Genomic DNA, 15,449 nt, shown 5'->3' with positions numbered 1-15,449 from the left:
TACTCTATCCAAAAGAATATGATAAGAGAATGTGTGTTCTAAAATTAAATTAGACACCTCATAATGAGGTGTCATAAATTTATGAGGACCATGTTGCTGTACTTGTAGATCCTGGATTTAACCATACCTTATAAGTAGTTGTTGAATTTTTACCGCCGTTTGCGCGATGGAATACAAATGATGATGTAGCATTACCATAAGTCACACCGTTAAAGTCATAACCAAATTTACCAGCTGAATCAGTAGTAAATGTAATGTCCACTACTTTAGGGTTTGGCCAGATGTAATTTGCATCAGTTGTTGAAATCATTGTTACTAAGTCTGATGCATTCGCGATAGTATCAGAACCTTTAACTCGAATAGTATATTGAGTATTAGGTTGTAATGTGAAGAATCCATATTTACTTGTACCTGCTTTAGAAGCAAATGTAATCGTATCTCCGCTACCTGACATGTCTAATGCTTGAGCTTCGTTATTAGATACAGTGAACACTGAATTGACTGTTAACTTACTGCCACTACCTCCGGCTTGAGGTATCGTTTTACCAGTGAAATCAAATGATGTTGTCGGCCATAAGTTACCACCAGTACCCGTTTGTACTGCTTGAACTGTTACTGTCGTAGCATTAGAAGTATTGTTTGCTGCATCTTTAGCAGTTACGTTGATACTCATTCCGGCGGTTAAAGTTACTGCACCTGGTTTCGTAACTGTCCAGTTACCGCTACCATTTGTTGTAGCAGTAGTGGCGTTACCACCATTGAATAATACTGTAATTGTACTATTCGCTTCTGCCGTACCTGTAATAGTAGTAGAATCTGTGTAAACAGTATTTACGGTTGGTGCATTTGGTGGCGTTGTATCTGCTGGTGGTGTTGGCGTAGTTCCGTTACCTAACATGTATTCCATCGCTCTTGTGTAATCGTAGACATCCATTGCCTCATTTGAAATAACTGCTGTTTTATATTTCTTAGTACCTGATGCAAAATCAAATTTATTTGAAGTTAATCTTAAGTTTTCAAAATTCGATTGTGTATCTCCACTTCCTAAATCAAGTGTAATGTTAGATGATTTTCTGTTGATCATAACGCAATCTTTCATGTTAGCGTTCCAGATAATCAATTTATTTACTACAGTATCTGACGGATAGTTCATCACGACATTTAAGAAATTGAAACGTCTAATTGTTCTAAGTGTGAATAATACGTTATCCATAACTAATCCAGTAAATGAAATATTATGAAGTCCATATTGACCTGTTGGAATTTCGTTGTAAGTCGTATTACCGTCTGTGTTTACCCACGGCTCAATATTTGCCCAACGACCCCCGACAACCTCACTCCATACGTTTGCAGGTTGTCCTGTGATTACACCTGTTGATTCTGATACATATCCAGCACCATAGAATACTACGCGCGATAATTTGCCATCTGCTAATTTACCATCAATATCACAGTCGATAAATTTACAGTTCTGTAATGATGCCTGAATTAATAGATGATCACCAGTTCTACCTTTAGGTGGTCTAACAGTCGCTCTTTGAAGTACTACAGTACGTGTCAATAAAGTTGAAGTACATGCTATTTGAGTGCCTGAATTATATCTAATACGTGCATTCTCGATAACAAAGTTACCGTTCCAGTCCTCTACAGTGTAAGACGGTGGTGTGTTGTTATCTGTTGAAACAGGACTGTGATGTGGTTCGAAGTCAAAACCACCAGCAGGACTTGAACTGATATACATTCCATCCGCATTCTTGTTCATACCGTTATATTCGGAAATAAAGTTAGTGATATGCCCATTACACGCACCTAATCCAGAAATACCTAAACGCCCATTACCATTTGTAGTTACGTTGGTAATACTCACGTTTGATGATTGAGTGACTTCCATCTTAGTATAATCTGCAGAGAAACCCATCGCGATGCCGTCTACAACCTGGTTAATTGCTGAAATGTTTTTGAAAGCGATATTTGTTGAACCGCTTAAAATAATACCGTGCCCTCTACCTTCTGCTAAAGGAAGATTATCCGCTGACCATTTAGCGTTTTCGCCCTCTTTAGAAGTGAATCCAGCTTCAAATTTTAGTTTGTAGTTCTCCCCATCAATATGAAGATTATCTCCTAAAACTGATTGAACCTTTTCAAAATTAAATAATGTGATTGGTTCCTCTTTCGCATAATGCCATCCACCACTAGTATATGCTTTGGTTTTTGTGAAACCATTCATAGGCATATTGATAAATAACGCACCATTTGTGATAAGGTGAACCATACGACCTTCCCATACCATATGCGTCGGTGAACCTGATGCATAACTCCCCTCAATATTTGCGATAGTTACATATCTATCAACACGATATTTAGCGCGTTGGCCATTATACTGTCCGTCGAATTCAAGTTTAACTTCTGGATTTAATTTGTTAAACGCGATCATATCTTTAAAAGCCTGATAGTTATCCGTCACTCCATCGCCGACAAACCCGAATTTAGTATTTACATTAACTTTGTTTTTGTCATCGACAACTGTCGTTCCACCTGTAGAAGTACTACCGATAGGTGCATAATAGCTATCTGCCTGTGCTTTAGTGAGTTTTCCGTCTAATGCATTTTGCAGTCCAGTAACATCCGTAATAACATGAGTATGCGAGGTTGGTGCATATCCAGAGTGCGTGTGATTAGTTAATGCATATTTACTGTCCGATTCCGTTTTTGTGTATGCGTTAACGTTTAATAATTGCCATGAACCCCATGTACCAGATGTTCTAGTTTTTAGATATACAACGTCAGAATTATATGGAGAGTAATACAATTTCGCATGATTTGAACCTAATTTTATATACTCAGCAAATCCATATTGATTAGTTCCAAGCGGAATGTTAGTTGAACCGTTAATATAATACAAACCAGATTTGAGAAGTGTTGCGCTCGGGTTGTTAAAATCTACTGAATTTATTGGTATTGCATTTCCGTCATCAGCGAAAACTTTATAAATTTGACCATCCGCTATTTTTATATACGTCAAATCATGATTATGTCCTGCTAAAGCTTTACTATTTAACTGTGTTTCCAATCCATCAACTTGCGACATAGAAATTGGTTCTGTATAAGGATATTTTTGTTTTATCTGTGCAGGTGACATTGTTGCTAATGCATCATATTCAGATTGAGGTATTTCATATATTCTCAAATTATCATAAGTATTTATTGCGGTGTCATATTTCAAGAAAACAACTTCAGCGACACCAGTGCCAGATGTTGAAGTTTTAAAAGAAGTATATGCTATTTTTTCTATATTCTTATAATCAAACCTTGCCGATATTGAGGTAGTCCCATAAACTTGAACTTTTTCTGCCAATTGCCTGTCACTAGTTTGATTACTTGAGACATCCATCACAGCAATATAGAAAGTATTATCTTTTAAATTTGAAGTAGCAGGACTTTTGAAATAAAAACTTGCACTATTTGAACTAAAAGTCTGTTGTCCATTTGACCATGTTGCTAGTCCATTATTCGTCCCTGTTTTTATACTCCCATCTGCTAGTCCGTCACCATCACTATCTTTGTGAAAACCACCATAATTTCCTAACAAGTTTTTAAGTTGCATAACTCTAGCAGTTTCAGTAGATACGTCAGCTTTCCAACTCTGCTTAACCCCGTCAATATACCAGTAGCCGTCACTGCCAATGGTTACTTTAGAACCGTCTAATCCTTTAATATTCGGTCCTTGTGTCCACGTACTCGAACCAGCTTGTCTAAAATACAGTACCGTACCAACTAGATATGTGAGTTTAGTTGTTCCAGTTGGTAACTGGTCTACTGATGTTGCGACCCCATCGATTTGTAGACCATCTCCTTTAAGGCTTAATAAATATTCATTTACTGTTTTTCCTGCATTGCCAGGCTGTGCTAACCATACTTGATAGGCTGAAAGTCCAGGGTCTCCTTTGTCACCTTTTACTTTTAATGCATTTAATTGCTCAACAGTAAAATCGGAGAATGTAAATGGTTCTCCTTTCTGTCCTTGAATACCCTGGTCACCCTTATCACCTTTTAGTGCATTTAATTGAGCATAAGTGAAGTCAGAATAAGTAAAAGCATCCCCTTTTTCACCTTTAAATAAACTTGCATTTGCACTCATATAGTTAGTGATAATTGGACTCACGTACGATTTAACATCTGATGTAATCTGACTGATAACCTGTTCTTTTGTCCCTTGCTGGATTATATTCAGTTCAGCCATGTCATGCGTTGGTGCAACTTGAATAGTGAACTCACCGTCAGATGGAAATTTACGTCCGCCAATAGTTATCTCCAAATTGTGTGGATTTGCTTTTAAGTGTTGAGTAACAACAAATGAGATTGCCCCACCTGTGACGTTTGCATCAATTGATGCTCTAACTTCACGATCAACGTTATCTAACAAAGTTACTTTTGCAGTTCCACTTAATGAACTCATTACTTTACCATCGTTACCACATAGATACAGTTCTATTGGACTTGTATTATCTTTTTGTTTAAGGGTTATATGTTTATGCTGTTTTACTTTCGTTTTGATACTATTAATATCCAAATAATTTCCCCTCCTTTAATAAGAAAAGCCATATCTCTATTGAGATACAGCTTCATCTTTTTTATTTAGTTGTTGCAGTTCGTTTTGTAAATCATCAACTTGTGCTTTAAGTGATACATTCTCAGCTTTAAGTTGCATGTATTCTACTTGATAGATACCTAATTCTTTTTCAAAGTTACGTTGTGGTTGTTCCATTTATTTGAGCCTCCAGTTTATCTACTTTATTTATTAATTCTTGAATTGCTTTAGTGTTCCAAAATACAACTTCATTTTGATTATATCCGTCACCATTACGCCATTCGATAGGGAATTGATCGTTACTTACATTTTCACGTATCACAATACCATGTTGATACATAGCATTACCTTTCTCAATCTCTGCATTGATTTTATATTTATATAACTTTAGTTCATCTCTATAAATATCAAGAACATTAAAATCCCATGCGCTAATATCACTTTTATATTTTTCGTGTGACATTGCATAACCCTTAGCATAACGAATATCTTTATATACAGGACTTCCGCCATTATATCCAGCAGGTGAGGTAATACGCGCTTCATCATTTGTCATAACATAAACGTTACCAACATCATTTTTTAAAGCTCCTATAAAATTTGACGCTTTAATTGGTGTGTTACACTGAATAACATCGCTAGCTGTCAAGGTTAATGGTCCTTCAGAATACAAATCTACCTTTTTTCCCTGTAAATTCAATAACCCTTGATATGCTTGAATATTTACTGGTCCAGCATAACTCGTCAAAGATGGTCCTGTACCACTTTCACCTGGATAACTTGCATTAAATTGTAATGTGCTGTTAGCACTTAATGGGCTAGTAAAATTTGTTGTCATTCCATTTTGATGAATGTATATAGAACGGTTTTTTGCATCATTTCTGATTCTTAACATACCATTTTTTAGTTCCGTATATCCTTTAACTTCTTCTTGATATCCACTTTCATTTGTAGAAACATATTTACCGTACTGTCTAATATAATCAGATGACATAATAATATAGTTATCAGCATCGTACGTTCCTCTAACGGTTGCCCTATTCAAATCAATGTCAGTTGTCTTAATCTTTTCTGAAACAATATTTGATGCCATGATATTTCTTATAAACGCATCATTTGCTACTAATTTGTCCGTGAAAGTTTGATCAGCAGCTATTTTATTAATCATTGCTGCATCAACTACGATAGCGTCACCACGAATTACATTCGTTCCTGTATTGATTCTGTTTACTACATCATTTTTAATCGATTCACCGTTAGTAGTAATCGTGTTGTTGATGATAGTTCCTAATTCACCTTGTTTGAAATCTGATAATTTCGTGTTCATTATATCAGGTATAGATAATTTAAAAGGCTCAAATGAATCTCTTTTGAATTGTTCAACTCTCTGTCTTGCTAAATCGTCAGCACTTTTAACAGCATCACTTTCAGCTGTGTCAATTTCTTCTCTGATTTCTTTTACTGTTTCATTAATGATTGGTGTGACTTGTTCATTTATGATTGTAGGCACAGACTCATTAATAATATTTAAAGTATTAATATCTGATACATCTAAAATTCCTAAATCTTTATCACCGATGCGGCAAGATTTATTTTGAGGATGAATTACATCAAATGAAGTACCTACCACTCTTAAATCTTCATCAATACTGTAACGAGGTAATATTGTATGATAGAAATTTCCACGTTCAAAGTCATCAGGATCTAATCCAATCGTAAACAAATCTAACAACTGAATTTCAGTTGTCATCTTTGCATACTTCTTCATAATTTCTATCTTCTCTTTCATCCCTCTATCGTATAGAGTATCTGGCGTATATTCATCATCAAAAACAGATACGCCGGTTTGTATACCATATAGTGCTATTAACTCAGGTATATCTATATAATTTTTTCCGCCACTACGTGGGTCTTCAACAATCTCTAATCGTTTACTGCCTTCCCAAGCAGTTGGCTCTGATGACCCTAATGGAATTAATCTTGTAATTACTTCAGTTGGATCAATCTGTCGCTGGAATGACTTCATGTTCTTTCCAACTTTTAATTCAGTTGATTTCTTGCTACCTATCTTATCAACCCAATCAATGTAGTTTCCATCAGCTTCATATCTTAATACGATTTCCCCACCATATACGCCTAAAATCAATTCTCTGATATGAGTGAGTATTGATTTTTCAGGATCTAATATAAAATATGCTGTATCATCATATTCAACAGTTTCAGACTCTGGCATCTTAGGTGTTACCGATACATTACCAATGTTAATTCTCTTATAAGTATCGGCACCTAACAAGCTATTATGAATATTAATTAATTCTCTGAATCGTTGTTGTGGTGTTAAATCAGTCAGCATATTATAAGATGGAATAAAATCATCAAGATACGCCATTGCACCCTCTGATGTATAAGAAGTATTATATGTTCCATCTTCGTTCATCTGTGTTGTTGGTGTCATTATACGACCACGAAACGCTACATTGTTTTTCACTTCATTTTTTACTTCGACAAAAGATAGAAATGATTTCAATTTAATATCATTATCAATCAATTCAAAATTAAACTGGTCTACAGCTTCTAACTCTTTATCTAAAGTACTGCTTTTCATTTGATTGTCTGATTTACGATAATCCCAAATATATGTTGGATCTTCATTCATGTTCCAAACTTTCACTGTATACATCTACAACACCTCTTTTTCTTGCATGATGTCATAAGCAAAAGGTTTAGCTTCAAACTGTAATTTGAATGATAGTCTTCTCATGTTGTAATCAGGTTCTTCAAAGCTTATACTTTCAAGTTTTGCAGTATATTCTCTGTTTTCCTGGTGGTCAAAGGTCAACTTTATAAAAGGTGTACCATATAACCAGTTGATTATTTCATTTTCTGTCTGTGCCATGTTCTGATTATGATCACATAAAATAAAACAATCGACATCAATTTGCCGATTGTTATATTTAGGTGCACCATACATAAATGTAAAATCATAATCTCCATTCATATGAGGAACGCTATCAGTTATTTTCTTTATTTCTGGAGGAAGTGTAAGCACACCACTAAGCCTAATATCAAACTCACTACTGTGCTTATCGTTGAAATAAAATCCAGCCCTTATGTTATTACTCATTAAGCTTTCCTCCTAACTGCTGTTTTAGGTTTAGGTGTTACTGTTTTTCTTGCTGTAGTCCTAGCTTTTGTCACAATATTCTTTTCAACAGTCTTACTTACTTTCTGACCGTCTAAAATAACATCTGTACTCTTATTAAGTATTTGTGCAAGTAACATTACAGCTTCATCTAACCTATCCAACTTTTTGGTATTAGCATTCATAGCTTTAAGCTCTTTTTCAAGCTTAGCTACAAGTGCATCATCTTTCTTAGTTGCAGTCTTCTTAATCTCAGCTAATTCTTTCTTTAATTCAGCAGCATATTTATCGTTCTTACCAACCACATTCAATTTCTTAGCAGTATTAACGATTAATTTAGTTGATTCGTCTTCACGTTTCTTCTTAGCTGCTTCAAGATTAACGACTTTCTGAGATTTTGTTGCCCCTGGCACTTTTAAAGTCTGATTAGGGTGAATAAGATTAGATTTTAACCCGTTTAACTTTTTAAGGTTATCAACCGTAGTCTTATACTTATTAGCAATTAGCCATAAACTATCTCCTGCTTTAACTTTATATTTACCTGATGTTACAGTTGTAGTAGTTTTCTTAGTTGTTGTTTTCTTAGGTAATGGTTTAGCTTGATACTTATATTTAGAAGTTTTATTTTCTAAATCTGTGTACGATTTCATACTGATGACTTTATCTTTACCACTTCTAAATTTATCAAGTCTTGCTTCATTATCTTTCATAGCTTTAGTAACTACGTCTTGACGGCGTTTATTACTTGCTAATTCATCTGCAAACAGACTAGTTGATTGCTCAGTACTGATTGATTTAACTACTCCATCAATTTCTTTTTGAAGTGAGTTAATCTGACTGATATATCCGCCGCCACCTTTAACTAAAGCTTCAACTTTAGGTATAGCGTTCTCAATACCACCTGCTAACATTTCTCTTATAAGCTTAGGATCTAATCCCATACCTTTAAGCTTTTGAACATTAGAAGCAAATGTACGCATTTTGCCTAATCTGTAACGCATCCAGCTTACAAAGTCACGTGCAGTATGTCCTCTTGCACTACCAAAACCAGCATATGATTGTAAGTTCTCGCTAATACTATCAGCAAATCCTTGTTTTTCTTCTTTTAATGATGTTTCTTTTTTCTTCAGTGCTTCCATCATTTTCACAAGTTGCTCACGTCTTGCAGCAATCTTTTTAAGTACATCAGATTTAAGTATTTCAGCACCTTTAATTTTATTTAGAGTTGCTGACTGTTTAGCATATAATGCATTTTCTGATTTTAGATTTTTAATCAATGTATTATTCTTACCAATGTTATTTGTAGAAGTATTGATTAATTTATCTAATGCTGATGCTGAACGACCTGTTACATATTTCTTTTCTGTTTTGTACTTAAGCTTTAAAGCGTCAGCACGTTGCGCTTCATACTTCTTAATATTAGCTACTTCTTTATCACGTTGCTTTTGTTCATCAGCAATACGTTTTTTAGTACTCGCTAATAACTTTGCATTATTTTCTTTTTCTTTTTTAGTCTTTAAAGTAGCACGTTTCTTAAGAAGATTATCTTCATAAGCATGTAATGTTTTTAAATCCTTTTCATGTGCTGCTTTATTCAACTTAGACTTAGCAAGATTTCTATCAATCAATGTAGTATCTCTTGCTGCAATACGAGTTTTAACAGTGATCGTACCTTTTTTACCGTTCAATGCTTTCTCAGCTTTATAGTTATCAATCTTTAATTGTTCATCAAAGTTTTTAACTGTTGCTGATTTAATTTTAGTGTTATTAGTTTTGATTAATTTTTCGTTTTTCTTATCAATTTCAGTTAGTTTTTTCTTGATGTCAGATATGTTTGTCATGACCGTTTTGATATTACTAGAGTTTAATCCTTTTAGTTTAGACTCTAAGAATTTACCGAACGATAAATCAGTTTTCGATGTCTTTAAATCTTTAAATATTGTACCTGTACGAATTAATCCATCTGCAAACTTACTTACTACACCAGTGATTGATGTCATTTGAACTTTAGGTTTAACTGTAGCTGGCTTTTTAGTGATTGATTGTTTGATTGCTGTAGCATGTTCTTTGATTGCCCCAACTAATTTATAAGCACCAGTATTTAATTTAAGAATTTGCTTAGGAAAAATAAGATTTGACTTCAGATTGTTTAGTTGTTTTAACATACTCACGGTCATTTTATTTGCCTGTGAAATTCCCCATAATGTATCACCAGATTTAACGGTATGAGTTTTTGGTGGTTCTTTTACATAATTACGATTACCAAGATGTTTATTTAATACATTGGTTGCATATGCTAATAATGGTTGTGCCTGTTTTATTTTATTCTTTGAAGTAGGGATAATAACTTCTTCTCCTGCTTCACCTACTAAACCGAAATGTGGTTTATTAATGATGCCGCCATCAGCATATTTTCTAGCACCATTTGGACTCCAACCACTTCTACCAGCAGGATTATTTGCACGCCAATTTTTATTATTAAAGAATGCTAACAGTTGATCATAACCACTATTAATGTTGGTATGTCCCTTAACCATATAGTTTGCAAATGTAGTAGGTACATACTGCAGCAATCCTCTTGCTGGTGTTCCGTTTCTATTATTAATATCACCAATGTTTCCTTGAACAATCGTCTGATTACCACCAGATTCTCGATGAATCTGAGCAATGATAGCATTAACATCAGCATTAGTAATTTTTTCTTTCATTTGCGCAGCTGCTCTTCTAATTGCTGGTGCCCATGAAGAAGCATTTCCACTTACTCCGGATGGACCACTACCTTTTCCGTAACCAACCTGACTTAAGAAGGTTGCAGGGTTCATGGTGTTAGTATTCCAACCGCCTGGTCCATTTCTTCTCACTTGGTAGTGTAAATGAGGGCCAGTTGACCAAATTCCTGAGTTACGTAATCCTCTTGCTCCTCCGGTCTTACCTAAGAACTCGCCTTTTTTAATAGGTCCAGATTTTCTTAAACTTTCCATATGCATGAAAAATTGAGTATAAATTTTATCAGTTAATAAACCGACTAAACCACCATGCGTATCAAATGTTTGAGAAAGCATACCGCTTGTTGGTGCTGTAATTGGATGACCTTGCGGAGTACCATAGTCAATACCATAGTGAAATGCTGGATAAGGATAACCTGGTGGTCTAGCGTTAGGACTATAAATAGTATTAACAGGGAATGATGTGAATGAACTTCCGTCGGCATCTCCGCCACCACCAAATTCACTAAACCATCCTTCGACTGTTTTAACCAATTTAGATTTAATGTTATTGAAGGCTCCTAATGCAATTTCCCCAGTTGCACCACCAATACCAACAAATTTGCTTTTTAATGGTCCTACAACTAAATCAACCAGTTTACCTGGATTATCCATATACTCAAAGATTTCTTCACCGAAATCTTTGACTTTATCTCCCACCTCAGAAGTCTTTTTAACTACTTTTAATGTATTATCAGAGTCGAATAAACTTGTTGCATTGTTGATTGTGGTACCTGCCATTTTACCTAAAAATTTACCTGCAACTTCTGCTGCACTCGGTTTCTTTTTCTTCTCAGCAGATTTTCCCAATTTAGTAGAACCTACACCAGTACTATATCTTGGAATTTCGCCATTCTGCATCATATTGTATGTGGTACGACCATTGATAACTTCGTCTTCTTTACCTAAATATACTAATGTATCTTTAGCAGGTGTTAAATGCATTGATCCATCTTTACGTTTGATAATTTCTCTAGTAAATCCACCTGGACCATTACCGGGACCTTTATCACCAACGATTGCAAGGGTATCTTCCTTAACACCGCCACCAGTAGATTTTTTAACAACATCAGGGATTTTAGAAATTAAATTGCCTTTACCTGTAATACCTTTAGCAATTGAGTTGATTCCACTAATCATGGCATTTAACCCACCAATTGCTGCATTAGCAACACCTTTACCTAAATCGCTAGCCTTATCTGAAATACCCTTCTTAGCACCACTAATAAAAGTACCGATCTTATTAACCCATTCAGTGGATTTTTTGTACATTTGCTCAAATTTATCCACTGCAACCTTACGAACACCCTCAGCTAATGAAGTGGTATTTTTCTTGATAGAACCCCACTTACTAGACATTTGAGTGGATGCTACACCTAGCCATTTTACAGTTCCTGATTTTAAATCTTCATACTTTTTTACTGTTGTCTTTCGAATCGATTCTGTTACACCTAAAGTAGATTTCTTTATGCCATTCCAGCGTTTTAAAGTATCTGATGCAGTTTGACCAATCCATTTCGCAACACCTTTTTTGGCATCTTCATATGATTTGACAGTAGCAACTTTTATACCAGTTAGAATTGGTCCAGTTTGACGTTTTAATTTTTGCCACTTACTTAATACATGTCCTGTTTGTGAGTCTATCTCACGTTTAACGCCTTTATTTTGTCTTGCCGCTTCATCAACAACTTTTTTGTGCTGTTCTTTCGCATTTTTTACCGAACCTTTATACTGTCTCTCTGCATCTTTGATGATTTTATCAGCTTGATCTTTAGATATTTTTTTCGTAACATCTCTTTGATAAATTGCTTCATCAATGATACCTTTTTTCTTTTTCTTAGCATCTGAAATTGTTTTGTCTCGCTCTTTTGCTGACGCTTTGATAACTTCTGAAGCTGCTTGAATTGATAATGCTTTTTTGTTATCTCTCAATCTTCCTAAGATAATTCTTTGTTCTTTTTCGCTCTTACTTAATGAAGATACAACTTTCTGGTCCATTCTTTGTTGTAAAACAACCAATTTACTTTCTTCTATGTTTGTAAGAGCGCGTTTCTCTTTGTGTGCTTTTGTATAAATAGCACTAATTTGTTTTTGAATAGATTTTACTGCTTGGACTTCTTTATTATTACCTGCTTGAGCTTCCGTTAAGATTTTGTTCTCTTCAGACGCTTTCAAACCTTTAGTTTCAGAGAAAAGTTTTCGTAGTCCACTCATTTCTCTTGATCTACGTTGCTCTATTTTTGTTAAAGCAGTATTTGTCATTTTGTCATATAGACTAACCATTTCTTGATACTGCTTATCACCTATAGTTTTATGAGACGCTCTTAATTTTTCTAACTGTAATCTAGCTTTCATAGATAAATCAGTGTAACCCTTAAGCGCTTTCTCGGCACCTCTGCTGACACCTTTACCGTAAATATCTACCTTATCAGTAGCTTTTGATACTGCATCATTGATGACTCCGAAACCCATTTTAATCATTTGAGTCCCTGGTGCCATTTCCACACCTTTTTTAATAACATCACCAAGACTACCAACTAACCCTCTTGCATATCCTGCGCCAATCTTGAATGTGGTACCCATATCTTTAGCCCATTGAAAATTAATTGATCCAGCTACTTCTTTAAGTAATTTGCCAGTATTATCTACACCAGTTTTAAACCAGTCTACATGTTTATATGCTAGTTTAAATCCACCATATAAAGCAGTAACTGCAGTAAGTGCAATTCCAACAGGACCGGTTAATAATCTCAAACCACTAGTTAGTAATCCACCCGCTCTCGCTAATAAACCAGTTGAAGTTGCTGCTCCTCCTGATGCCTTACCGAACTTGGTAAATAGACCTGTTACTCCGCCTAATAATTTTCCTTGTTTGCCGATAGTAGTACCTGTGGCTATGTTTGCTGCAGCATTTGTTTCAGCTGCTAAGGTATTTGCTGCCATCTTTCCAGTTAATTTTGAAACCATTTCAGCTGAAGTTCCTGCTGCTTTGGCAACCATTCCAAATCCTAATATCACCGGACCAGTAGCAGCTGCACCAATAGCTAATGAAGTCGCTAACATACGTACTGGTTTAGGAGAAGCACTGATTGTCTGTACTAGCGCGTCTCCTGCTTTTACAATCCCGCGTAGTGCAGGAGTGAAATCATCGTATACTTTCGAAGCAAATGTTTCTAATCCACCAGTAAAATTGTCCCAATCACCCGACAAATTATCGCGCATAGTTTTAGCAAAATCTTTTGCATAACCATTCGAAGACTCTAAAGATTTTGTGAAGTTATCAACTTTTTCAGGTGATTGATTTAATAATTTTAACCATGCACTTTGAGCATCCATACCCACAAGTCTAGTAATATATGCAGCTCTCTCAGATTTAGTCATCTTTTCTGTTCCTTCTTGGAGAGATTTTATTAAATCTCCCATTGACAACATCTGACCATTACTATCATGTAAGTTAATACCTAATTCCTTCATAGACTTTGCTACTTTAGGTATAGGTGCATTTAATTTACTTAACCCCATTCGAAGAGAAGTTCCAGCCATTGATCCTTTAATTCCATAGTTAGATAAAATACCGATAGCTCCTGCTGTATCCTCAAGACTTAAACCTAAATCATTAGCTACTGGTCCAACATATTTCATTGCTTCACCCATATCACCTAGTGAAGCATTTGTCTCTGCTCCTGCTTTAGTAAGAACATCTGTCGCATGACCAGCTTTACTAGCTTCAATTTGGAAGGAGTTTAATGAAGAGACAACAATATCTGCACTATCAGCAAGACTCATTTTAGAAGCTGCAGCTAAATCTAATAATCCAGGCATTGCATCAATAATCTGATTGGTTTTAAAACCAGCTTGACCTAATACTGCCATTCCATCTGCTGCTTCTTTACCACTAAATGCCGTACTTTCACCTAATTCAATAGCATATTGCTTTAGTCTTTCAAAATCTTTGCCTGTAGCATTAGTTAATGCTTGTACTTCAGACATAGAAGTTTCAAATTCCATTGATTTTTTAATTGCAAATCCCATCCCTAAAGCAACTGGTGCTGTAACACTCATCGTCATATTCTGACCGATATTAGTCATCTTATCTCCAATAGCATTCATTTTGTCGCTATAGGCTTGTAGTTCTTTCGACCTTTGTGTCCATGGACTGTTATTCAATTGTTCAGCACGTTTTAATTCATTGAGCTCTTTTGTAACATTGGTAATGTCATTTTTCATATCTTTGAAGATACCGATTTGCTCTTTTAGCTTTATATTTGCCTGAACAACACGTTCATCAGTATCTCCATATGTTGATGATAGTTTTCTTAATTCCTGTGCATGCTCAATAACAATTTTCTTTTGAATATCATATTTTTTATTAAGTCCATCAAGATTAACTTTTGCTTTATCAACCGCTTTATATACGTTACCTAATGATGTAACATTGTTTTTCCATTCTTGATCAGCAAGTTTTAATTTAGATGTCATACTCGCCTGCTGTTTTTCTAGCATTTGAGATTGCTTAATCATCTTTTCTTGCTGACCGGTAACAATACGCTGTTGAATACTGCTCTCTTTTAATTTCGCATTATTTTCAGCTATTTCATTGTTCATTTCATTAATTGAACGTTTTAAATTGCCATAAATACCTTCTTGCTTTTTAAGGTTCGCCGTTGCATTCAAAACTTTGGTGCTGTTAGCACCGTATTCTTTAGTTAATTTTGAAACATTAACCTTATGTGCCTCTACAATTTGTTCTTGCACCCTTAGTTTGTCAGACATCCCTTTTATACTTGTAGATAATTTTTCGAAGGATCTGTCTGATTGTTTAAATGTTGATAAAGACGATTTCCACGTAGCATCGGCCACTTTCATCTGAGCATTTAAGTTAGTAATTCCTTGCTTAATTTCAGAGTAATCCATTCCGACCCGAACTACTGTTTTTCCTACTACTTCATCCATT

General features: G+C 35.1%; 5 protein-coding genes. All 5 read right to left on the bottom strand.

Annotated features, from left to right (window positions below):
- Window positions 1-79: 79 nt before the first annotated feature.
- From BHU61_RS06840 to BHU61_RS06825, 5 genes are read right to left on the bottom strand one after another with little or no spacing between them, the layout of a single operon-like run.
- Window positions 80-4,570, bottom strand: coding sequence for an Ig-like domain-containing protein (locus BHU61_RS06840; protein ID WP_111715644.1), 4,491 nt, complete (start codon window positions 4,568-4,570; stop codon window positions 80-82).
- A 36-nt stretch (window positions 4,571-4,606) separates the two neighbouring features.
- Entirely contained in the window at window positions 4,607-4,765 is a 159-nt protein-coding gene (locus BHU61_RS13385; RefSeq protein ID WP_170122488.1) for a hypothetical protein, read from the bottom strand.
- Window positions 4,746-7,268, bottom strand: a complete 2,523-nt coding sequence (locus BHU61_RS06835; RefSeq protein ID WP_111715642.1) for a phage tail spike protein — start codon at window positions 7,266-7,268, stop codon at window positions 4,746-4,748. The genes BHU61_RS13385 and BHU61_RS06835 overlap by 20 nt, the downstream gene beginning before the upstream one ends.
- On the bottom strand, window positions 7,269-7,712 hold the full coding sequence (locus tag BHU61_RS06830) for a phage tail domain-containing protein (protein ID WP_111715640.1): 444 nt from the start codon (window positions 7,710-7,712) through the stop codon (window positions 7,269-7,271).
- Window positions 7,712-15,448: a phage tail tape measure protein gene (locus BHU61_RS06825; RefSeq protein ID WP_111715639.1), complete on the bottom strand. Its 7,737-nt coding sequence runs from the start codon at window positions 15,446-15,448 to the stop codon at window positions 7,712-7,714. The genes BHU61_RS06830 and BHU61_RS06825 overlap by 1 nt, the downstream gene beginning before the upstream one ends.
- Window position 15,449: the final 1 nt, after the last annotated feature.

The sequence above is a fragment of the Macrococcus epidermidis genome, from assembly GCF_003259695.1.
Taxonomy (GTDB): Bacteria; Bacillota; Bacilli; order Staphylococcales; family Staphylococcaceae; genus Macrococcoides; species Macrococcoides epidermidis.
Note: the sequence above shows the minus strand (reverse complement) of the source record. Positions and strands in the feature narration are given on the sequence as shown.

Bases quoted from the DNA above. Each gene is read 5' to 3' on its own strand.
- BHU61_RS13385 (WP_170122488.1), bottom strand. From the start codon at position 4,765: ATGGAACAACCACAACGTAACTTTGAAAAAGAATTAGGTATCTATCAA.
- BHU61_RS06835 (WP_111715642.1), bottom strand. From the start codon at position 7,268: ATGTATACAGTGAAAGTTTGGAACATGAATGAAGATCCAACATATATT.
- BHU61_RS06830 (WP_111715640.1), bottom strand. From the start codon at position 7,712: ATGAGTAATAACATAAGGGCTGGATTTTATTTCAACGATAAGCACAGT.
- BHU61_RS06825 (WP_111715639.1), bottom strand. From the start codon at position 15,448: ATGGATGAAGTAGTAGGAAAAACAGTAGTTCGGGTCGGAATGGATTAC.